General features: G+C 51.5%; 24 protein-coding genes. 17 read left to right on the forward strand and 7 right to left on the reverse strand.

The features are described from left to right. Positions 1 to 31: 31 nt before the first annotated feature. Positions 32 to 304, forward strand: coding sequence for a nucleoid-associated protein HU-beta (hupB, locus tag OCL06_RS14055; RefSeq protein WP_262995626.1), 273 nt, complete (start codon positions 32 to 34; stop codon positions 302 to 304). A gap of 218 nt (positions 305 to 522) precedes the next feature. Continuing rightward, positions 523 to 2,415, forward strand: coding sequence for a SurA N-terminal domain-containing protein (locus OCL06_RS14060; RefSeq protein WP_262995628.1), 1,893 nt, complete (start codon positions 523 to 525; stop codon positions 2,413 to 2,415). A gap of 117 nt (positions 2,416 to 2,532) precedes the next feature. On the opposite strand, the gene OCL06_RS14065 is transcribed toward OCL06_RS14060, so the two are convergent. Next, positions 2,533 to 2,706: a hypothetical protein gene (locus tag OCL06_RS14065; RefSeq protein ID WP_262995630.1), complete on the reverse strand. Its 174-nt coding sequence runs from the start codon at positions 2,704 to 2,706 to the stop codon at positions 2,533 to 2,535. Positions 2,707 to 3,022: 316 nt separating this feature from the next. On the opposite strand from OCL06_RS14065, the gene OCL06_RS14070 reads away from it, so the two are divergent. Then, complete coding sequence (locus OCL06_RS14070; RefSeq protein ID WP_262995632.1) at positions 3,023 to 3,325, forward strand: hypothetical protein; 303 nt, start codon at positions 3,023 to 3,025, stop codon at positions 3,323 to 3,325. A 305-nt stretch (positions 3,326 to 3,630) separates the two neighbouring features. On the opposite strand, the gene rpsT is transcribed toward OCL06_RS14070, so the two are convergent. Further along, positions 3,631 to 3,894, reverse strand: a complete 264-nt coding sequence (rpsT, locus tag OCL06_RS14075; protein ID WP_262995634.1) for a 30S ribosomal protein S20 — start codon at positions 3,892 to 3,894, stop codon at positions 3,631 to 3,633. Positions 3,895 to 4,100: 206 nt separating this feature from the next. On the opposite strand from rpsT, the gene OCL06_RS14080 reads away from it, so the two are divergent. The 7 genes from OCL06_RS14080 (at position 4,101) to ispH (ending at position 12,043) form a co-directional block, all read left to right on the forward strand. Then, positions 4,101 to 4,532: a CBS domain-containing protein gene (locus tag OCL06_RS14080; protein ID WP_262995636.1), complete on the forward strand. Its 432-nt coding sequence runs from the start codon at positions 4,101 to 4,103 to the stop codon at positions 4,530 to 4,532. Positions 4,533 to 4,622: 90 nt separating this feature from the next. Beyond that, positions 4,623 to 6,182, forward strand: coding sequence for a murein biosynthesis integral membrane protein MurJ (murJ, locus tag OCL06_RS14085; protein ID WP_262995638.1), 1,560 nt, complete (start codon positions 4,623 to 4,625; stop codon positions 6,180 to 6,182). 85 nt (positions 6,183 to 6,267) lie between these two features. After that, a complete protein-coding gene (ribF, locus tag OCL06_RS14090) occupies positions 6,268 to 7,203 on the forward strand; it encodes a bifunctional riboflavin kinase/FAD synthetase (protein WP_262995641.1) in 936 nt (311 codons plus the stop codon). Positions 7,204 to 7,282: 79 nt separating this feature from the next. Then, on the forward strand, positions 7,283 to 10,102 hold the full coding sequence (ileS, locus tag OCL06_RS14095) for an isoleucine--tRNA ligase (RefSeq protein ID WP_262995643.1): 2,820 nt from the start codon (positions 7,283 to 7,285) through the stop codon (positions 10,100 to 10,102). After that, the gene (gene lspA / locus OCL06_RS14100) at positions 10,095 to 10,619 is read left to right on the forward strand and encodes a signal peptidase II (protein ID WP_262995645.1); all 525 of its coding nucleotides are present in this window, start codon (positions 10,095 to 10,097) and stop codon (positions 10,617 to 10,619) included. The genes ileS and lspA overlap by 8 nt, the downstream gene beginning before the upstream one ends. Positions 10,620 to 10,630: 11 nt before the next feature. Beyond that, entirely contained in the window at positions 10,631 to 11,077 is a 447-nt protein-coding gene (gene fkpB / locus OCL06_RS14105; RefSeq protein ID WP_262995647.1) for an FKBP-type peptidyl-prolyl cis-trans isomerase, read from the forward strand. Positions 11,078 to 11,098: 21 nt separating this feature from the next. Next, on the forward strand, positions 11,099 to 12,043 hold the full coding sequence (ispH, locus tag OCL06_RS14110; RefSeq protein WP_262995648.1) for a 4-hydroxy-3-methylbut-2-enyl diphosphate reductase: 945 nt from the start codon (positions 11,099 to 11,101) through the stop codon (positions 12,041 to 12,043). 72 nt (positions 12,044 to 12,115) lie between these two features. Here ispH and OCL06_RS14115 read toward each other — a convergent pair whose 3' ends face one another. Continuing rightward, positions 12,116 to 12,502 carry a type IV pilin protein gene (locus tag OCL06_RS14115; protein ID WP_262995650.1) on the reverse strand — a complete coding sequence of 129 codons (387 nt, stop codon included), beginning with the start codon at positions 12,500 to 12,502 and terminating at the stop codon, positions 12,116 to 12,118. 147 nt (positions 12,503 to 12,649) lie between these two features. On the opposite strand from OCL06_RS14115, the gene OCL06_RS14120 reads away from it, so the two are divergent. From OCL06_RS14120 to OCL06_RS14135, 4 genes are read left to right on the forward strand one after another with little or no spacing between them, the layout of a single operon-like run. Then, a complete protein-coding gene (locus OCL06_RS14120; protein WP_262995652.1) occupies positions 12,650 to 13,180 on the forward strand; it encodes a GspH/FimT family pseudopilin in 531 nt (176 codons plus the stop codon). Beyond that, the gene (locus OCL06_RS14125; protein WP_262995654.1) at positions 13,168 to 13,797 is read left to right on the forward strand and encodes a prepilin cleavage protein; all 630 of its coding nucleotides are present in this window, start codon (positions 13,168 to 13,170) and stop codon (positions 13,795 to 13,797) included. Before OCL06_RS14120 ends, OCL06_RS14125 begins: the two co-directional genes overlap by 13 nt. Next, the gene (locus tag OCL06_RS14130; RefSeq protein ID WP_262995656.1) at positions 13,787 to 14,914 is read left to right on the forward strand and encodes a hypothetical protein; all 1,128 of its coding nucleotides are present in this window, start codon (positions 13,787 to 13,789) and stop codon (positions 14,912 to 14,914) included. The genes OCL06_RS14125 and OCL06_RS14130 overlap by 11 nt, the downstream gene beginning before the upstream one ends. Then, entirely contained in the window at positions 14,862 to 16,982 is a 2,121-nt protein-coding gene (locus OCL06_RS14135) for a prepilin-type N-terminal cleavage/methylation domain-containing protein (protein ID WP_262995658.1), read from the forward strand. Before OCL06_RS14130 ends, OCL06_RS14135 begins: the two co-directional genes overlap by 53 nt. Positions 16,983 to 17,036: 54 nt before the next feature. Here the strand turns inward: OCL06_RS14135 and OCL06_RS14140 are convergent, their stop codons facing one another. Genes OCL06_RS14140 through OCL06_RS14155 form a run of 4 tightly spaced genes read right to left on the reverse strand, consistent with a single transcriptional unit; the run spans position 17,037 to position 19,697 of the window. After that, the gene (locus OCL06_RS14140) at positions 17,037 to 17,540 is read right to left on the reverse strand and encodes a hypothetical protein (RefSeq protein WP_262995660.1); all 504 of its coding nucleotides are present in this window, start codon (positions 17,538 to 17,540) and stop codon (positions 17,037 to 17,039) included. After that, on the reverse strand, positions 17,530 to 18,537 hold the full coding sequence (locus tag OCL06_RS14145; protein ID WP_262995662.1) for a hypothetical protein: 1,008 nt from the start codon (positions 18,535 to 18,537) through the stop codon (positions 17,530 to 17,532). The genes OCL06_RS14140 and OCL06_RS14145 overlap by 11 nt, the downstream gene beginning before the upstream one ends. 15 nt (positions 18,538 to 18,552) lie before the next feature. Next, complete coding sequence (locus OCL06_RS14150; protein WP_262995664.1) at positions 18,553 to 19,167, reverse strand: hypothetical protein; 615 nt, start codon at positions 19,165 to 19,167, stop codon at positions 18,553 to 18,555. Then, positions 19,161 to 19,697 (reverse strand): prepilin-type N-terminal cleavage/methylation domain-containing protein, encoded by a 537-nt coding sequence (locus OCL06_RS14155; protein ID WP_262995666.1) that lies wholly within the window; start codon positions 19,695 to 19,697, stop codon positions 19,161 to 19,163. The genes OCL06_RS14150 and OCL06_RS14155 overlap by 7 nt, the downstream gene beginning before the upstream one ends. 97 nt (positions 19,698 to 19,794) lie before the next feature. On the opposite strand from OCL06_RS14155, the gene OCL06_RS14160 reads away from it, so the two are divergent. The 3 genes from OCL06_RS14160 to OCL06_RS14170 all read left to right on the forward strand — a co-directional run bounded on the left by OCL06_RS14160 (position 19,795) and on the right by OCL06_RS14170 (position 21,690). Continuing rightward, complete coding sequence (locus tag OCL06_RS14160) at positions 19,795 to 20,160, forward strand: prepilin-type N-terminal cleavage/methylation domain-containing protein (protein ID WP_262995668.1); 366 nt, start codon at positions 19,795 to 19,797, stop codon at positions 20,158 to 20,160. Between the two features lie 348 nt (positions 20,161 to 20,508). Then, the gene (nadE, locus tag OCL06_RS14165) at positions 20,509 to 21,345 is read left to right on the forward strand and encodes an NAD(+) synthase (protein ID WP_262995671.1); all 837 of its coding nucleotides are present in this window, start codon (positions 20,509 to 20,511) and stop codon (positions 21,343 to 21,345) included. Positions 21,346 to 21,351: 6 nt separating this feature from the next. Then, positions 21,352 to 21,690 carry a P-II family nitrogen regulator gene (locus tag OCL06_RS14170; RefSeq protein ID WP_262995673.1) on the forward strand — a complete coding sequence of 113 codons (339 nt, stop codon included), beginning with the start codon at positions 21,352 to 21,354 and terminating at the stop codon, positions 21,688 to 21,690. The last annotated feature ends 14 nt before the right edge of the window (positions 21,691 to 21,704 follow it).

The following is a 21,704-nucleotide window of genomic DNA, read 5'->3' on the forward strand; positions in this document are numbered from 1 at the left end:
CATATAATAACAATCGAAGGGGATCATAATTGTGAACAAGTCTCAACTCATCGACCAAATTGCTGCTGGCGCAGATATTTCTAAAGCAGCAGCTGGCCGCGCTTTGGATGCATTCACTGACTCAGTAACTGCAGCGCTTAAAGATGGCGATCAAGTTGCACTGGTAGGTTTCGGTACATTTGCAGTTCGTGAGCGTTCAGCTCGCAGCGGTCGCAACCCACAGACTGGTGAGACTATTCAGATTTCTGCAGCGAAAGTTCCTTCTTTCAAAGCTGGTAAAGCTCTGAAAGACGCTTGTAACTAAGCATTAGAAACACCACGAAAAGGCGATGGTATATCCATCGCCTTTTTTATTTGTGCAAACTAAATTCCCACTGAGTGAAAACGCCGCTGTGCGAGCAAAAGTGTCGCGTTCAGGTCAGGGATTACGCTATAATCACCGCTTATTTTGTCGGCCCCCATGCGCAATACGTTAATACGGTGGCAGGCAAGGGTAGTAAGCAACGGAGTTGAAAGTAAATCATGCTAGAAAGAATCAGAGAAGGTTCTCAAGGCCCTTGGGCGATGATCGTCATCGGCCTCATTGTTCTGAGTTTCGTCTTTGCCGGTGTCGGCAGTTACCTGACTTCATCAGGTAGTACGGCAGCAGCCACCGTTAACGGCGAGGAAATCACAGCACAGGAGCTTGAGCGCGCCTACCAGAACCAACGTGGTCGCATGGAGTCACAGTACGGCGAAAGTATTGCGAATCTGTTTGCCAATGAAAATTATCTGCAGGATTTCCGCCGCAATGTGCTGGATCGCCTGATTGCCGAAAAGCTGGTGCAGCAAAAAGCGACTGAGCTTGGGTTGCGGGTAAGCGATGAACAAATTCGCGAAACCATCGTTACCATGCCAGAGTTTCAATATAACGGGCAGTTTGACAACGAACGGTTTAAAGCCATCCTGAGCCAGAACGGTTACCAGCCGGCGGATTTCCGCGATTATCTGCGTACGCAAATGACGCAGTCGCAACTAGCGGCCGCGCTGACAAACTCAGAATTCGCGCTACCCAGTGAAATTCAACGCGCTAATGCCTTACAACAGCAAACCCGCGATGCGAAAACTGTACTGGTGAGTGCGGAGCCGTTCGCAGAGTCTGTGACCGTGTCGGATGAAGACGTGCAGGCTTACTACAACGAAAATATCAGCGCCTTCGACACCGAAGAGCGTATTCAGGCAGCCTACGTGGTACTGGATGCCGATAGCCTGAAAGACGACGTGACAGTGACCGAAGACGAAGTTGCCAGCTATTATGAAAATAATATGGGCGCATACATGACGGAAGAAGAGCGTCGCGTGTCACATATTCTGATTGAGCCAGGCGACGACGAGCAAGCCGCTCGTGAGCGTGCTGAAGCTTTACTGGCGCAGCTGAAAGACGGTGCAGATTTTGCGGATCTGGCAGAAGAGCACTCTGATGATACGTTTTCTGCCGAGAATGGCGGTGACCTGGATTTCATTACTGCTGAGATGATGGATCCTGCATTTGACGAAGCTGCGTTCGCGCTGGAAAACGTCGGTGACTATTCCGATGTCGTTGAAGGCGAGTTTGGTTTTCATATCATCAAGCTGACAGACATCAAAGAAGAACAGGTTACAGCGCTGGCAGATGTGAAACAGGAAATTCGCGATACGCTGGCCACTGACAAAGCCATGGAGCGCTTCTACGAGCTTCAGAATCGCATGGCGGAGGTTGCCTTCGAAATGCCCGATACATTGCAGGACGTAGCCGGGGTTGCCAACGTTGACGTACAGGAAACGGGTTTTTATACCCGCAATACCGCACCGGCACCACTTGATTCAGCCAATGCAGTGGATATTGCTTTCTCGGCGGAGCTGATTGAAGATCGGGTGAACAGCGATATTATTGAGCTTAGCCCTACCAGAGTGGCCGTAATGCGGGTAGCCGGCCACGAGCCACAGCGTACTCAGGCGCTTGAAGAAGTATCTGAAAGCATCGTTGCTACCTTGCGTGCTGAAAAAGCTCAGTCTAAAGCAGAGCAGTGGGCACAAGAGGTGGTGGAAGCATTGCGCAATGGCGAAGATGTGACAGCTAAGCTTAACGAATATGGCCTTGAGTGGCGCGCTCACGAAGCTGTGAGCCGGAATGGCGGTGACCTGGCCCGTGCGCTGGTAGACACCCTGTTCCGGTTGTCGCCGGCTGAGGGCGAAAATCTGGAGGTGACCGCATTGGCGTCAGGTGATGTGGGTATCGTTCAGCTTCTGGACGTCAACAAGGGCGCTGAGCTGCCTGAGGAAGCCCGTGAGTCGCTGAGTCAGCAGCTGGCACAGCTACATAGCCAGACTATGTATCAGACGTACGTAGACGCACTGCGGGAAGAAGCGGAAGTAACAGTGAATCCTAACCTGTAACCACTTACGTTTCCCAGATATACAAAAGCCGGCCATCAGCGCCGGCTTTTTTGTGTCTGTTTGTTCGCGGATATTGCAGCCAGATAGTCTTTACTGAGCTTCTGTTGGTCAGGCCTTTCAGAGGTGGGTGAGGTAAAGCATTAACGTATAAAACCCGGCGATCACCAGCGAGATAATCAGGATATAAGTGAACCCCTGTTTACCCTGCGCCAGTGAGTAACCATTAGATTTCAAATATCCTAACCACAGGGCGCTGAGAATAAGCGGAATAAGAACAATGATTTTCAGCATCGCGTCCGTCCTTTAATGGCTGAGAAGAGCTGGCATAGCGGCCGCTTCTTTTATTATTCAGGTATATAAAAACTGTAAGCAATTGGCAACTTTTACACGGCTGCTCCCCGTGGGTATTCCACCACGTTAACATAGTTTAATTTTAAGTTACTGAAAATATGAATTTTAATTTAAGTTTCACGGGGCGGAACAGTAATTGCAGTTCAAACGGCACCAGTCACGGGCAACCATGCCGGACACGGTAAGTCGGCTTGCGCAGAGATTTCTCTGGCGGCTCGGCAGGTTGCATCAAGTGTTGTTATTTTGGAGTCAGAACATGCGGTACCGTGTAATTGTTTTCTGTGTCAGTGCGTTATTTTTCTCATCTTCGAACGCAGCCGACCGTGGCCATGGTCCGGTTGAAATTATCCCGTCGGTCACCGAAACTAAAAAGCGTCTGCCGTCAGGCTGGCAACAGCAGTTGCAGGTGGGTGGTATTTTACACCACCGGGTTTTTGAAGCGTCTGAGATAGTTTATCGAGACCCTGCACTGGGTTTGCTGACTATTCAGCTGGAAGATAAATTCGTGCGGTTGGTAGAGGCCACCCATGAGATTGTTGATATCCACGATGACTTTTGAGGCCCCTCGGAAAGATCCCTCGCAGAACTAACGTAGCACTATGCAATTAACCGGCCGTAGCACGCCCTTGTGGTGGCTACTGCGCGCGCCTGGCTCCCGCTGATGAGGATATCCGTTCTATTAACAACGACATCAGAGCGAACCTGCCAGATGAAGCAACCCAACCCAATTCATCGTATTATGTGATAACCCCCAATCGCGCTTTTAGCTGAGCGATATCAGCGATACATCACAGTATTGCGCATCCCAAATTCCAGACATAAAAAAAGCACCCGAAGGTGCTTTTTTCTGCTCGGTCAAACCGATTAGCCAAGCGCTTTGATTTGCGCAGCTAAACGGCTCTTATGACGAGCAGCTTTGTTCTTGTGAATCAAACCTTTGGTTGCCATTCTGTCAAGAATCGGAGCAGCAGAAGAGAATGCAGCTTGCGCGCCTTCTTTATCGCCTTTAGCGATAGCCGCTACTACTTTTTTGATGCTTGTACGAGTCATGGAGCGGCGGCTGGCATTATGCTGACGACGCTTTTCGGCTTGAATTGCACGTTTCTTAGCAGACTTAATGTTAGCCAAGGTGTAACTCCCAAAATAAATTCATGTCAAAAACGAGGGTGCGGAGTATGCAGAGTCAACGGCGATTTGTCAAACAGTTTTGCAAGAATAAGCTGATTTTTCACTGATAGCGACTTCGTTATCATTCAGCATCCACTGCAGGGCTGCACACAGCGTCTATTATTACTAAACAGACCTGCTGGCTACGCCTTTGCAAGGAGCCTGGTATGATTACCATTGCCGATATTATGAGTTCACCTGTTACTACCCTTACTACACAGGACACACTGAAAACTGCACACGATCTCACCCGTAAACTAGGTATTCGTCACTTGCCTGTAATTGACCGGGAAAGCGGCCAGTTACGCGGCGTGGTAACGCAACGCACTATGGTAGCAAAAATCCTCAGCTTGCTAAACCTCTATGGTGCTGGCGCGATAAATGAGCGGGAAGCGGCGACCAACGTGATGGAGGTGGCGGTAGTAGATTTCAGGCAAGTAAACGAAAATGAGCCGGTTAAATCGGTGGCCTCCGGGTTTCTCCACAATAAACACGGGTGTTTGCCGGTGATAAACGAGGCCGGTGCGCTTACAGGCATTGTGACTTCGTCAGATTTTGTTAAATTATCCCTCTCGTTGCTGGAGCAGGTGGATCCCTAATCTCAGGTGTCCTGGATACGGCCCGGCAATTTCCTCATCCCACTCGATAGTGCAGGTTTTGGCATTGTCTGAAGACAAGTAAGGGCAATTGTGTCAGGGAAGTTAATAAGATCGGGGCTGGTGGTCAGCCTCATGACGTTGATGTCGCGTGTGCTGGGCCTGGCACGGGATGTGGTTGTGGCACGCCTGATGGGCGACGGCGCGGCGGCGGATGTTTTCTTTTTTGCCAATAAAATTCCTAACTTTTTACGTCGGCTGTTCGCTGAAGGGGCTTTTGCACAGGCGTTTATTCCGGTATTAACAGAAGTTCATCAGCAGGACGACCGGCAGCAGCTACGGGAATTTGTCGCCAAGGTTTCTGGCACGCTGGGTGCTATCGTGTTTGTGGTATCACTACTTGGGGTTATCGCTTCCCCCGTGTTGGCAGCCTTGTTTGGTACCGGGTGGTTTCTGTCCTGGTGGCAGGGCGATCCGGCCGGGGAAAAGTTTGAGCTGGCCTCCACCATGCTGAAAATAACCTTTCCCTATCTGGCATTCATTTCTCTTACCGGGCTGGCAGGCGCCATCCTCAATACGCTTAACAAGTTCGCGGTAGCGGCGTTTACGCCGGTATTGCTAAATGTGTGCATCATTTTGTTTGCGGTGCTGCTGGCACCTGATATGGCGCAACCTGCCTTTGCCCTGGCCTGGGGGGTATTTGTCGGGGGCATCGTGCAGTTAGTGTTTCAGTTGCCCTTTTTATACCGTGCCGGGCTGCTGGTGAAGCCCAGATGGGGCTGGCACGCTCCCAACGTAGTGAAAGTGCGTACGCTGATGATCCCGGCGTTGTTTGGGGTCTCGGTGGGACAAATTAACCTGCTGTTTGATACATTTATCGCCAGTTTCTTAATGACAGGCTCCATCAGCTGGTTGTACTACTCCGACCGGCTGCTGGAGTTCCCGCTGGGATTATTCGGTATTGCTATCGCCACCGTTATTTTGCCAACGTTGTCCCGTAATCATGTCGCCAAAGATCCGCACGCGTTTTCAGACAATATGGACTGGGCTGTCCGCATGGTGTGTGTGCTGGGTGTCCCTGCCGCGGTAGGGCTGGGAACCATGGCCGAACCCATCCTGACAGTGATATTTCAGCGCGGCGCATTTACCGCGGAAACCGCCCGGATGGCGTCCTACTCACTCACTGCCTATTCCTTTGGCCTGCTCAGTTTTATGCTGGTGAAAGTGCTGGCACCGGGGTTCTACTCCCGTCAGGACACGAAAACCCCGGTCAAGTTCGGCATTTGGTGCATGGTCGCAAATATGGTGTTTAACCTGATCTTTGCCATCCCGTATGGCTACATCGGGCTGGCTATTGCGACCAGTTTATCCGCGACACTAAACGCCGGCTTATTGTATTTTACCCTGCACCGTCAGCATGTCTTTCGCATGAGTAATGACACCGTGTGGTTTTTGATTAGGGTATTAGTGGCCTGTATCGCCATGGCCGCAGTTATTCTGTACCGGGACCGCGGCGATGCCTTTTATACATTGTCATTACTGGCTCAAATTGAACAGGTGGCGACGACGATTGCGCTGGCCGTTGCGGTCTTCGGTAGTGCTATGGTGCTCATTGGCGCACGCCCACGACATTTCCGTGCTACCGGCGGATAACAGATCATTGGTATTCCGGTGCGGGTCGTTTATAATCGCGGGCTTTGTTAGGCAAGCGCAAGTGAATCAAGGGTAGCATTACACAGTGGAATTTATCCGCGGGCTTCAAAACATCCGTCCACATCACAGCGGCAGTGTGCTCACTATCGGTAAATTTGATGGTGTGCATCTGGGTCATCAGGCTGTCTTGAAAAACGTGAATGAAAAAGCGCGCGCGTTGGGGCTGCCAGCGACAGTGATGGTCTTTGAACCGCAGCCGGAAGAAGTGTTCAGTCCGGCTACGGCGCCTGCCAGGTTAAGCCCGTTACGTGAAAAATACCTGCTGCTCAAAGCGCAGCAGGTGGATCGGTTACTGGCGGTAAAGTTTAACCGCGCGTTCGCCAGTCAAAGTGCAGACACCTTTGTGCATGATCTCCTGGTAGATCAACTGGGCGTGAAATACCTGGTGGTCGGTGACGATTTTCGGTTTGGCCGTGGTCGGGAAGGGGACTTTGCCATGTTGACCGAAGCCGGTAAAAAATACGGCTTTGAAGTGGTCAGCACGCAGAGCTTTCGCATGGACGACTGCCGCATCAGCTCGACCGCCATCCGCGAGGCACTGGCGATGGGTAACTTTCGTCGCGCCCGTGATATGCTGGGTCGGCCGTTTTCTATCCGTGGGCGGGTTGTGCACGGCGAGAAAAAGGGACGTACCATTGGATTTCCCACCGCCAATGTGCTGCTTAAAAGGTGCAAAGCGCCGCTAGCAGGGGTGTTTGCCGTCACCGTCGCCATCGATAACAATACGTATCACGGGGTGGCTAATATTGGCACCCGGCCCACTGTGGACGGCCAGCGAAGTCAGCTCGAAGTGCACTTATTCGATTTCGACAGGTCGCTGTACGGTGAATCCATTGATGTAGTGCCACATAAGAAATTGCGCGACGAAGTGAAGTTCGCTTCATTCGGTGCGTTAAAACAGCAAATTCAACGGGACGCCGAGCAAGCGCGTCTTTTTTTACAAGCCAACTCTGCGCTGTGACAGGTTCTCAGCAATAACAGAATAATGCTGGTCAGCACGCGCTGATACAGCGCGAAGAGTAAATGGGTATACCAAGTTTATGAGTGATTACAAAGCCACACTGAATCTTCCTGAAACGCCATTTCCAATGCGTGGCAACCTGGCCAAGCGTGAGCCAGATATGCTTAAAGCGTGGAGCAAAGACGGCCTGTACGAAAAAATCCGTGCAGCCAAAGCCGGTAAAAAGCCGTTTATTCTGCATGATGGCCCTCCGTATGCGAACGGCGATATTCATATCGGTCACGCGGTGAACAAGATCCTCAAAGACATTATTGTAAAGTCAAAAACCTTGTCTGACTTTGATGCCCCGTATGTGCCTGGCTGGGATTGTCACGGGCTGCCCATTGAGCTGATGGTTGAGAAGAAAGTCGGTAAGCCGGGTAACAAAGTCACTGCAGCTGAGTTTCGTCAAAAGTGCCGGGAGTATGCCGACAAACAAATTGATGGCCAGAAAGCGGACTTCAAGCGGCTGGGGATCTTCGGTGAGTGGGATAATCCGTATAAAACAATGGATTATCAGTCAGAGGCTGACATCATCCGGGCGCTGGGTAAAATCGTTGACTCAGGCCACCTTGAGAAAGGCTTTAAACCTGTCCACTGGTGTACCGATTGTGGTTCAGCGCTGGCTGAAGCAGAAGTCGAGTACAAAGATAAAGTCTCACCGGCTATTGACGTAAAATTCCCACTGGCGGATACCGATGCCATTGCCGCCGCATTTGGTGTGGCTGCCGACGACCTGATAGCACACAAAGCTGGCGTAGCAATCTGGACCACCACGCCATGGACGTTGCCGGCCAACCGTGCCATCAGTCTGCATCCTGAACTTACGTATTCACTGGTAGAATTACAACCGTCGAAAGAGTGGATTGTGGTCGCGCAGGATCTGCTGGAAAGCTGCATGAGCCGGTATGGTGTAGAAGATTTCCGTGAAGTGGCCTCCTGTATTGGTGAGTCACTGGACACCCTGCGGGTGAATCATCCGTTCCTGGATATCACCGTGCCGTTAGTGCTCGGTGACCATGTAACCACCGAATCCGGTACTGGCTGTGTTCACACCGCACCGGCCCACGGTGTGGACGACTTTAATGTTGGCAAACGCTATAACATCGAAGTGTATAACCCGGTGGGCAACAACGGTGTTTATCTGGATAACACGCCGCTGTTCGCGGGGCAGTTTGTATTTAAGGCTAACGATGCCATTGTCGAAACCGTGGCGGAGCGGGGCAACCTGCTGCTGAACGTGAAATACGAACACAGTTACCCGCATTGCTGGCGCCATAAAACCCCAATTATCTTCCGCGCCACACCGCAATGGTTTGTGAGCATGGACAACAAAGGGTTACGGGCTGAATCACTTGAGCAAATCAAGCAAACCAAATGGATCCCGGAGTGGGGACAAAACCGCATCGAGAAAATGGTCGAGGGACGTCCGGACTGGTGTATCTCCCGTCAGCGTACCTGGGGTGTGCCCATCCCCTTGTATGTACACAAGCAGACCGGTGAGCTGCACCCGGCTTCCTCGTCTCTGATTGAAAAGGTAGCGGAAAAGGTCGAACACGCCGGCATTCAGGCGTGGTGGGATCTTGACGATGCTGAGTTGCTGGGTGACGAGGTGGCTAATTACGACAAAGTACTGGATACACTGGATGTCTGGTTTGATTCCGGCGTTACCCACTATTTTGTCGTTGATCGCCGCGACGATATTCCTGCTTCCGCCGATCTCTATCTGGAAGGCTCCGATCAGCACCGCGGCTGGTTCATGTCATCGTTAATGACCTCGACGGCCATGTATGGTCACGCGCCCTACAAAGAAGTACTGACCCACGGCTTTACCGTAGACGCCCATGGCAAGAAAATGTCTAAGTCATTAGGCAATGTGGTCGCTCCGCAGCAGGTAACCAATAAACTGGGTGCCGATATCCTGCGCTTGTGGGTGGCCTCTACCGACTATCGCGGTGAAATTGCGGTGTCGGATGAAATACTGAAACGTGCCGCCGACAGCTATCGCCGTCTGCGCAACACGGCCCGCTTCCTGCTGGCCAACCTCAACGGTTTCACGCCGGCTGACGCTGTGCAGCCCGACGAGATGGTGGCGCTGGATCGCTGGATCGTGGCCCGTGCAAAAGCGCTGCAGGATGAGCTGATCAACGCATACGAAAAGTATGACCTGCTGGTGGTAACGCAGAAGCTAATGCATTTCTGCTCAATTGAGCTGGGCTCATTCTACCTGGATATCATCAAGGATCGTCAGTATACCGCCAAGCAAGACAGTAACGCCCGTCGCTCGTGCCAGACCGCCCTGTTTCATATCGTCGAAGGGCTGGTGCGCTGGATGGCGCCCATTACCAGCTTTACCGCGCAGGAAATCTGGCAGGAAATTCCTGGCGAGCGCGGCGAATACGTATTTACCGAAACCTGGTATGACGGTTTGCAGGATTTTACCGCTGACAGCACCTTCGATAACAGTTACTGGCAGACGGTCATGAAGGTAAAAGATGCCGCCAACCAGGCAATGGAACAGGCCCGGAAAGACGGTCGTCTTGGCGGTTCTCTGGAAGCCACTATCACGCTGTACGCTAACGATAACTTACTCAGTGATCTGCAAAAGCTGGAAGACGAGCTGCGTTTTGTGCTGATTACGTCAGCGGTAAACCTGAAGCCTGAAGCAGCGAAGTCTGATGCAGCTAACGCCACCGATGTTGACGGGCTATGGGTTGAAGTGGCTAAAAGTGATGGTGAAAAGTGCGCCCGTTGCTGGCACGTAAGAACCGATGTAGGCAGCGACAGCAGCCATCCAGAATTGTGTTCGCGTTGCGTGACTAACGTCGATGGCGAAGGGGAAGACCGTCACTATGCCTAATTTATTTCGCACTACCGGCTTGCGCTTCTTATGGATAAGCGTGGTTGGATTTGTGTTGGATCAATGGTCGAAATATGCCGTCATGGATGCCATGGCGCTTTACGACTCGGTACAGGTGTTGCCGTTTTTTAACATTACCTACGTACACAACTACGGCGCGGCGTTTAGTTTCCTGCACTCGGCGGGCGGCTGGCAACGGTGGTTTTTCACCGCTATCGCGCTGGTGGTGAGTGCCATGATCCTGTGGTGGTTGCGCCAGACGCCGAAAGAGCAGCGTCTGCTGCCGGTGGCTTTCGCCTTTATCTTGGGCGGGGCACTGGGCAATGTGTATGATCGCATTGTGCATGGCTACGTAATCGATTTTCTGGATTTTTACGTGGGCAACTGGTCATGGCCGGCTTTCAATATTGCGGACAGCGTAATTTTCATCGGTGCGGCACTGTTGATCCTGGATATGTTTATTAACCGGGAACAAGACAACGACAATGTGGCAGACAGTTCTGTCGAGAAGAAGTAGAGAGAGCGATTATGACCGAGGCACTTGCCATTGGCGAAAACTGTGAAGTGATTTTGCACTTTGACCTGAAACTGGAAGACGGCTCAGCCGCAGACAGCACCCGGGTGAACAATAAGCCTGCTAAGATGGTCATAGGAGACGGTAGCCTGACACCGAATTTTGAAGCGTGTTTATCAGGTTTAAAAGCAGGCGATAAAAAGTCGTTTACACTGGCGCCTGAAGACGCTTTCGGCCAGCCTGATCCGAATCAGATTCACTACATGGACAGAAGCCGTTTTGGTGCTGACATTGATGTCCAGGAAGGCGCTATACTGGCGTTCGCGCAACCGAACGGTACAGAAATTCCCGGCATTATCCGCAGTGTGGCGGGCACGTCTGTGACGGTGGATTTTAATCATCCACTGGCCGGGCAAACCGTTATTTTTGACGTAGAAATTATAGAAGTTCGTCAGCGTTAGACGAACTCTGAGGAGCACGATATGCAGATCCATCTGGCTAACCCGCGGGGTTTTTGTGCCGGCGTAGACAGAGCTATTACGATAGTGGAGCGGGCTCTGGAAATGTTTGAGCCACCCATCTATGTGCGCCACGAGGTGGTACATAACCGCTTTGTCGTAGAGGGCCTGAAAAAACGCGGCGCGCTGTTTGTGGATGAACTGGACGAAGTGCCAGACGACTGCATTGTGATTTTCTCTGCCCACGGCGTTTCCCAGGCTGTACGCAATGAAGCCGCTGAGCGCGGATTGAAAGTGTTTGATGCGACCTGCCCACTGGTAACAAAAGTGCATATGGAAGTGACCCGGGCCAGTAAAACCGGTACTGAATGCGTACTCATCGGCCATGCCGGCCACCCGGAGGTAGAAGGCACCATGGGCCAGTACAGTAATCCGGAAGGGGGCATCTATCTGGTGGAGTCGGTAGACGATGTGGCCAAACTGGAAGTTAAGAATTCACAGCGGTTGTATTATTGTAGTCAGACGACCCTGTCCGTGGATGATACTGCCGGTGTTATTGATGCCCTGCGAGAGCGCTTCCCGGCCATTGAAGGGCCGCGTAAAGATGATATTTGTTACGCTACGCAAAACCGTCAGGATGCGGTGCGCGAACTGGCCAGCGATTGTGAAGTACTGCTGGTGGTTGGCGCGCAGAACAGCTCCAATTCTAACCGCCTGCGGGAGCTGGCTGAGAAAGTCGGCGCCCGGGCGTACCTGATAGCCGATGCGAACTGTATTCAGCAATCCTGGCTGGAAGGTGTTGAGCATGTAGGTGTAACCGCGGGCGCTTCCGCGCCAGAAGTGCTGGTAAAAGGCGTGATTGACAGGCTGCTGGAGTGGGGCGCCGTGAAAGCCTCAGAACGTCCGGGCCGGGAAGAAAACATTGAGTTTGCGGTACCGAAAGAACTGCGTATTCGTCAGGTAGGCTGATGTAGTCTTGCTGAGATGATGAAAAAACCGAGGACGAACCCTCGGTTTTTTAATGCGCAGACATAAATCAGCTTACCAACACGCAGCAGGCGTCTTATTAGAAGACTGGTCGATAGTAAGTACCTTGCAATTTACGTCTTTAACCTGCTCGTTTTTAGCGGTGGCTACTAATGAAAACTGGGTGGCCGAAGCCCCCGTGACACTGAACGTGTAATAATCAGATGCGGGCATTCCAAGTTGGGCGGAAGTGGCATAGGCGTTATTGTCCAGGCGATAACTTTCCTGTCTTAACTTCAATTGAAGTAGTTCATTTTTTGCTTCCATGCGTCGCGACTCGCGAATATTTTCCAGGTAACTGGGGACTGCAATAGCTCCCAGAATTCCTACAATGGCGAGAGCTATCATTAGTTCCACTAGCGACCAACCGTGGTTAGCTGCGCGAAATCTGGCTTTGTTCATACGTTATCATCACTTTCAATACGGCGAAGTTTTTAACCTTCCTTTACTATTGTATCAGCGAGTAAAGGTTGGTAGCAGGAATATAATGATTCTAGGGCAAGTTTGGGCGGTTATAAGTTTGCTTGCTCATTCAAAGGTATAAATGCAATGACAACAAGACAGCAGGGCCTGACTCTGCTTGAACTCATGATTACTGTCGCGATTGTTTTGTTACTGATAACCGTCGGTTCACCCGCTATTGTCAGTGCGCAGCGTCATTTAAGCTTATCAGGTGCGGTTGAAAACACATATTTCATGTTTCAGCAGGCAAGAAGTCACGCTGTTCGTCAGTCTTCCGACATTGTTATGGATTTTGAAGGAGCAAGCTCATCATGGTGTATAGGCCTCACTGACCAGGCCGACTGTGACTGCAGTGTTGTAAATAGCTGCACTATTGATGGCGTAGATGCGGTGTTATCCAATGATGAGTTTCCGCATACCTGGTTGAAAAGTATCAGTTTCGATGACAATGATCAGGCCTTAATCGATGGCAGGCGTGGCCTTGCACTAAACAGTGCAGGTTCAGCAGTATTAAGCGATAGTAAAAACGCAGTGAGACTGGAATTAAACGCTGTGGGACGAGTAAAGATTTGTGTGACCGAAGGTGAACTAGGGAGCTACCCGCAATGCGACAGTTGAAGTGGCAGAATGGAGCCTCGTTGACAGAATTACTGATCGGCATGGCGCTTGGCACAGCCGCTCTGGCATCAATGGCCTCCCTTGTTGGCTATGGGATAGGAGTCAATGCCAACCTCCTGAATAGTTCCAGACTAAACGAGGAAGCATCGTCTATATTTTTGCTTATAGAAAGAGAAGTTCGTCGTGCGGGCTTTTCCGGAGATACCATCAATATGCTCCAGGACCCGGCGGCTAATCCGTCTCCCTTCGCAAATTCAATCACCGTCAGTGCATTTCCCGGGGAAGATCCGAATAGCTGTATCTTGTTTCGTTACGATGCCAACAATAATGGTGTATTCGATGGTGGCAATAACGGCGAGAATTTTGGCTTTCGGCTGCGTGAGGATCAGGTTGAGATGAGGGTCGGTGATCTGGATTGTGAGGCGTTAGGGTGGATTGCGTTATCCGATATTGACGTGGTTTCCATACAATCACTGAGCTTCATGCCAGTGCAGTCCATCAATGGCGGGGTGCCTACTACTTCGATTAATACCCTGATGGAAGCCGAAATTTTATCCGACGAAAAAGTCTCCCGGCGGTTTGAGTCGCAAACACTGGTAAGAAACTATGACGGCTAAAATGTGTGCCGGTCCGAATCGTCAGGGGGGCGTTATTATGCTCACCGCCGTGCTCCTGCTCTTGGTACTGGTGTCTCTGGTTACTCTCTCTACGGGTAGAATCAAATCTTTTGAGCATAAAATATTGCTTAACACCCAAAGTTACAGTATGGCCTTCAGTAGTGCTGAGGCGGGGCTGGCTCATGGTCTGGGCCTGCTCACTGAATTGCCATCATGGGATGGGGCGCCGGCCAATATAACCTTGCCTGGGCAAGGGCAGTTTACCGTCACAGGAAGCCGCCAGACTGTTAATCGACAATCAGGCTCGCTTCGTCTCGTAACCTTGTCCTCCGATGGTACCTCACCCGATGGTATTGCAACGGTAACCCTAACCCAGCAAGCCATTCAGTACTCAGTTCTTGCTAACCCACCTGATGTGCCGCTTATTGTAGCTGGTGGACTGGATGTCAGCGGGAATTTTGAAGTTGCGGCTAACCCTAATGGTGGGGGCGATGGAGTGCCACTTTCTATCTGGACTGACCTGGATGTGGATATGAACAACGGTAGCGGCACAACCTGTGGTCTTCAGGAGTTTTCGGATGGCGCCTGTAGCTCATCACCGTATTCGGAAAAAGGCTACCAAGGGCCGGACATTTTAGATAATGATGCTAATTTTCCAACCGATTTAATGGAATATTTGTTTAATGTGCCAGCTGATGACTGGCCGACATTAAAAGCCGATGCAGATCTGCGACTGACCTCTTGCGCTGGGTTGGGGCCTGCCTCTGTCGGACTTATTTGGGTGGATGGAGACTGTTCGTTAAACGCTAATGTGACAGTGGGCAGCATACAGGATCCGGTGATTCTTGTTGTTACAGATGGTGATCTCATAATGAATGGTGGGGCGGAAATAAACGGCATGGTATTTTCGTTTAAGAAGCCCACCACAGTAGGAAACTTTGAATTAGATATGGTGGGGTCTGCACGGGTCAATGGCGTAGTTGCGTCTAACCACCCGGTAGGTCACGCAAATGGTACCTACAATTCTGTTTACGACGCTGACGTTTTAGAAAGCCTGGAGCAAAATGATGCATTTCAGCGTGTCGCAATTGTCCCGGGGAGCTGGCGTGACTTTTAAAGGTGGTGATATGAAAGGCTTTACACTTGTCGAAGTATTGGTGGTTTCTTTTATCATCATGGTGGGCGTAACGGGGTTTGTTACGCTTCAGAGCGAGTTTATGCGCAATGATGCAAAACTGAACCTGCGGGGCGTTGCCATGCAGCTTGCGCAAGAAAAAATGGATGACCTTCGGCAATTTGATGTCCTTGAGGTAACCCCCGGAGAAGTTGCTTACAATGATATAGATGATGATCTCGGCGGTACGCTTGCAGCAGGCGAGGTCTTGGTGCGAATTAAGACTGATGCGGGCCGCACCTACTCATTCACTCGCAACTGGCAGGTCACTGACCAATACTATGTTGATACCGACGCCGACGGGCAGGCTGATACCTGGGTGCCGGAAGGTGATCCGGCGGTACCGGTGCCAACTCCTGTGTTATCAGGTAAGAAGGTAGTTGAGGTCTCCGTGACCTGGACGGAACACCAAGGCGGGACAAAGTCCTTGCAGCTTGAAGGTTCAGTGGCCCCGGTCCCGGTAAGCAGAAGTTTTCAGGCGACGAACGAAACAGATAATGCAAAAGCACAGCCGACGGTAAATTATACACCTGGCCTAGCCCCTGATGTTATTGCCTATGACCTGGGAAACGGCGAGAGCATTGAGACCAGCAAACCCGTCCCGGATATTGATAACCGGGGAGAGAATAATATTGTCCAGTTTGAGACCATCCGTTACATAGATCTTCCGGAACAGAATGACAAACTCGAGCAGGAAGATTTTCTGACGGTCAATTGTGCCTGCAAACTCGCCGGCAATGGAGAAGGCTTCACTCCTAGTATGACGATTTATGATGGCTCTGAACTCGTCGTTCAGTCTGGTGAAAAAATTTCGAAGACGACTGGTGTGGTGGCGGATAATCAGCAACCCCCTATTTGTAATGCATGCTGCAGAGACCATCATGACACGGGCGAGATGATTAGCTCGGAGGTCTATTATCGGGCCGAATCGGGGAATCCGCATAAGCACTACAAGAGACAACCAAATGGTTCCTTCACTGTAGCATCCGCCGTGGGAGACCCTTATGATGAAGTGTGTCGATTCCGAAGGGTAGACGGATACTTTGAAATATACCCTGACTGGCAACTGATTGATATTTTGGAGTTTGATGACAATTACCTGTCAACTGAAGCTGCGTTGGATACTTATCGCCGATATTCAGAAGGGGTGGTGGAAGCTAAAATCATGGGGAGTAGCCTGCCTGCTAAGCCGGCAGGACGCTCTATTACAGTAACTCCGGGGGGCTACCAACTCATAGCGCGGGGGATTTATCTGGACCGGATGACGGCCAGCCACAAATCAGCACTTGAGAGTATGATAAGAAGTGGAGAGTCCGACTGGAAAGCGATTGCGCCATTTTACGATGTAAATCTCACACTTCTCTCCAGTTGGTACTCAGATGATCCTGAGGTGGCGACGGTGACAAACCAGGCTATCGATACAATCGTAGATCCTGTGAATGACTTTTACGGCACCTACAGTCGCGGGAGAGTTGAAGCATTGAGCGATGGTGATGCGGGGATCCAGGTACTAGCGCTGGGTAATAACACGGGTATTACAGGTACTCCGGCAGTTTCTCCCTCGGATGTGGCGAACGCAAGGGTAGACAATTCACTCATCGTAACCGTGGATAGCAAATCTTCGTCGGAAAAGTTTTATGCATTGATAGGCGATATAAATTGCCTGATTACGGTCAACAATGCTGAGCAGTCTTGCGAAACCAATAACTCGAAAAAGAGTAATTACGTTGACCTGTCTTCGCTGGCAATCACAAACTCTCCGTCGCGTTTTACTTGCCCAATCACCATTCCTAAAGGCAAATCAACACCATTCTTCAGTTGTGAAGATATTTCTGAAAATTGGACAGGGGATATTATCTTCGCTTTCAGCAAGCCAGGATATCAGGTTACACTTAAAGTAACGCAGCCAGACGGCACTGTGGTTGAAGCAGACCGAATTACTATAAACCCGGGCCTTGAGGCCACGTCTACCAGGGAATACGGGTTGATAATAGAGCTCCACCCACAATAAAGACGTGAGAAATCACCCGCGTAGGACGCAGCATGCAATTAAATGAGACTTTAGTTATGGCAATGCTGGGTTGAATTGGGCCGGCCGGGGAAGCTTTATCAGCGGCCTGCTGTTTATTACACGATGACGCATGAGGGTGCCAGTCTGATTTTGTGATTGCCAGCTCATAACGACGACCACTACACGCGCATCCCGGGCTGAAACGCCCGCGAGCGGGTTGGTATGCCACCGCCGCGTTAAACCGCTGAGCTGAGCCACGGGGACATGGTTAAGCGCGCCGGCCGGCGCTGTACCACCCGCATCCGCCGTGATAAGTGTGCCCTGACCATTGGCCTCGGTGATAAGTATATCGGTGACCTTCTCATCCGCCGCCACGGCCGCGACCCGCCAGGTGGCCAGACTGACACTCACACTGATCTGTTGCTGATACAGGGTTAACAGCCCCAGACAGGTGAACGTAAACAGAGTGGTGGCTATTAAGCATTCGGTAAATCCGACACCCCGTGACGAAATCATCGACACACGTACGGTACGTGCTTTTACGTTATCAGAAGTCATGCCAACTGCCGGGGATGAATGCGACCTGCTGTAAGCCAGGTTGACGCTGAAGCGCCTCCAGGGTGGTAGTGTCGTAGTGTATGCGCAGCACACTGAGTGTAGTTAACGGCTGCATGTTCACCATTGCCCCGGTTACTTGCGCACTTGCTGCCATTGTGATGTCCCGTGGTAACGCGCTACGCTCTGGCACCAGCACCACTAATCCAAAAACCTGCGCGCCGCTGGCCATACTGAAGTGCCCGTCTTTTATTACCAACAACACCGGCTGCTGGGCAGTGCCCAGTTGCTGCCCCGCGCTCAGCTGGCAATCACCGGTAATCATCACGGGGTGATTATGTATAACAGGCAATGTCCGACAATCGGTTACCGGCGCTGACAAATTGAACCGCGTCGGTACCATTTCAGTGCGATTAATGCCAAACAGATAGTGCAAAAGACTGACAGGGAAGCTCAGCGGAGACGCAATTGCGGGAATACAGGGCGGTCTGCCATCTGCCTGGCAGCGGGTGAGTGTGGCGGCTGGATGAGGCGGTACTTTCAACCACAGGTCAGCCGCGGCAGTTGATGGGTTAAGTGTGGTTACTTGCAAACCCGCCGGCAGGACTGTTGTGCTAATTAATGCAGTGGGTGGCAGCGCCATTAATGCCGGGAAGCACAGCAGCGCAGTACGCATTCGGGTAGCACTGCGCCATTGGCCATTATTGTTAGCGTAATTGGCTTCCAGGGCGAACAATTCCAGGTAGGCACCGCGAATATTCAGCGGTTGATGTTGCTGTATCAAGCTACGCTGCAGGGGAGGAAGATTTTGCTGCCAGTTCGTGGTGGCACGTAGCGCATGCTGAAAAATTTTTAATTGCTGCCAGGCGGTATCGTTTAGCTGAGTATGTGTGTACTGACGTTGTGACGCAGAAACTGCCATACTGAGTACAGATGTGTAGCCGGTTAAGGCGACCGTGGTTATTGCCAGTAGCAGGCAGATCGGAACCAGTAATGTCATTCCCCGACACAGCATCTATGGCACCACTATATTCGGCATAGGTACCGTAAAGGTCACCGAATGTTGTAAGTTCGGATTGGCCACCGACTCCCCGGCAAGGGTCACCGGCAGGGCGGCGCCATAGCCGGCTGCTACCGGTGCGCCAATCACGAACTGACGCAAACGGATGTGTGCTGAAGAGGTTATATCCTGCCAGCCGCCCTGGGTACAGTTACGCCCGGCCATACGGTATTCCAGCGCCCCGTCCCGCAGTCGGAACCCCAGTAACTCAGCCGGGTTAAGGCTATTAGGTGTGCCATTTTTATTTTTATCATAAGCAAACAGGACGCAGCTGCCGGCCGGTTCGCCCGGATACGCGGCCAGGGTGAGTTGACCAAACACCGCTGCCGCAGGCGGGGGAGAAAGTCGCTGGCTAAGGGGCAATGCCACATAACCTCCCCGTTGTAACTCGGTGCGAATAGCACGGATCAGCAGCCGAATATCTTCTTCCAACATAAGCTGATGATGCAAAACAGCAAGCCGCGCCAGTTGTTGCAATGTGAGGGTGGCTGCGCTGGCAAAAAATGCGCTGGCGATAGCCAGTGACACCAGCAGTCCAACCAGCGTGACACCCCGTATAGCTCTTAACATGCGGGCAGCCCCCGAAAGGGCTCGGTCAGGCACATACGCACCCGGCCTAGGGCGCTGTATATCACTTTGCCTTCATACTGGCCGTGTTGAACCTTCAAACTAGTGGCAAATCCGGGCGTTATGCCTGAGTGCGGTGCAAAAACTACCAGCGGTGACCGCTGAGTAGCCGGCCACACCCAGACATCGGCAGCAGAGTCGGTTTGCAGCAGTACAGGGACGCCGTCAAACGGACAGGTGGGATCAGCCAGACAGGCACATTGCGCAGAAAAGGAAAGTCGCAGGCACCACTGGCTGCCACCGATCACACTCAGGTACACCTTTTTACCGCTGGTCTCAGCATGTTGAGCCCCGGTTCTCAGCACCTGGGCGATGGCATGCATGCGAGTTACCACCCGCTGTTGATGCTGCCATGATGCCAGCGAGGGAGCAGCAATAATACTGAGTAGCGCAATGATGGCCACGACGATAAGGCACTCGGGCAGGGTCACCCCCCGGTTACGCAGAAAACTGGACTTACAGGCACGTTTCATAACGTCTCCCAACTGATAGATTGTGCCATTGTAAACGCAAGTTCCAGGCAAGAGAGCTGATCGGAAGCCGGGTTTGAAAGAAAGCAGGAGAACGGGTATGCAGTATAAAGAGCGTTACAGAGGCATGACGCTGGTTGAGCTATTGGTGGTGATCGTGATTGTGGGAGTGCTTGCTACTCTCACTGTCAGCGCGGCAGGTGCGCAGATGAAGCGCCAGCAGTTGCTTGCTATGCAAACGGCACTGTTACATGCGCGGGCAGAACAGGCAAACTTCTGGTTAGTGCAGGGACGTTATAGCGGAACTGTGTTACTGACTGAGGATCCTCGCTTTAGTCTGCGGGTAGACCAGGCTGACACTACCACCTATACCCTGGTGGCGCAGTCGCAGACTACGCTGGATAATGGCTGTGAGAAGCTGGTGGTAACTGCCACCACCCTGTCACCTGCTCATTGCTGGCCTTAGTCATGGAGGAATGCCGGCAGCATTCTTATCTTTGAATGCTAGCTTTGGACGGAAGTTTGTAGAGCTATAAGGCATATAGCGGCGACCTTGTGTCCCCGTGTTTCGGCAGCCGTCTTTGCTCAGTATTCTTACAAGAGAGGTTCTCTTCGGCAACGTGCAAACTAAAACCGCAACGAGACAGTAGAATCGGTGGGCTAAGTGTAATCCATGCTGACTAGTGCCTGATGAAGTACAGTCCGGGTATTTTTCTGTGGCATATTTGTTGCCTGTTCATTGTCTGCTGACAGCGAAGGGGTGTTTAGCGTACACTCAGGGTACTGGGAGTCACGTTATACAAGTGAAAATACGATGCACAAACAAGCAGTTATAAATGAAATGCGGGTTCAGCCGCAAATTGATGCAGCGGCCGAGGTGGCGCGCCGGGTCGCGTTCATTAAAAACCACCTGACCCGTTCAGGATTAACATCACTGGTACTGGGGATCAGTGGCGGAATTGACTCCTGTACACTGGGTAAACTGGCACAATTAGCAGTTGATGAGCTGAACCGCTCGCAACCTGATACGTACCAGTTCGTAGCGGTCCGTTTGCCTTATGGCGTGCAGGCAGACGAGGACGACGCGCAACTGTCTATCGACTTTATCAAGCCATCCAAGTCATTGTCGGTCAACGTGCAACCAGGGGCGGATGCGATCCATGATGTGACGACCGCAGCGCTCAGCGAGGTTGCGCTTTTGCCTGCAGACGAGAGTAAGCAGGATTTTGTAAAGGGCAATGTGAAAGCCCGTACCCGGATGATTATCCAATATGAGATTGCGGGCATGGTGGATGGGTTAGTGCTGGGTACTGACCACAGCGCAGAAAACATCACGGGTTTTTACACCAAGTTTGGCGACGGCGCCTGCGATCTGGCACCGTTGTTTGGCTTAAACAAACGTCAGGTGCGTCAGGTGGCGGCTTATCTTGGGGCACCGGCAGCGGTCATTGATAAAGCGCCTACCGCTGATCTGGAATCGCTTAGCCCCCAAAAGGCTGACGAACAAGCCCTTGGCATGACCTATGACCAAATTGATGACTTTCTGGAAGGTAAGCCAGTAGATGCTGCCGTAGAAGAAAAGCTATTAACCATTTATACCCGTACACAACACAAACGGGTGCCGATTCCAACAATATACGATGATGAGTAGCCAGTTATGAAAAAAATTGAAGCGATCATTAAACCCTTCAAAATGGACGATGTCAGGGAAGCCCTCGCCGAAGTTGGCATTGCCGGAATGACGGTCACGGAAGTGAAAGGTTTCGGCCGTCAGAAGGGCCACACTGAACTCTATCGGGGAGCCGAGTATCAGGTAGATTTCTTGCCGAAAATTAAGATTGAACTGGTATTGGGTGATGAGATGGCTGACCAGGCAATCGAGGCTATTGAGCAATCAGCAAAAACCGGCAAGATTGGAGATGGCAAAATTTTTGTCTATCAGGTTGATACCGCCATTCGGATCCGTACCGGTGAACAGGACGAGGATGCCCTGTAAGGCTTTTTCCGGGT

The organism is Alteromonas salexigens (genome assembly GCF_025628895.1).
Classification (GTDB): domain Bacteria; phylum Pseudomonadota; class Gammaproteobacteria; order Enterobacterales; family Alteromonadaceae; genus Alteromonas; species Alteromonas salexigens.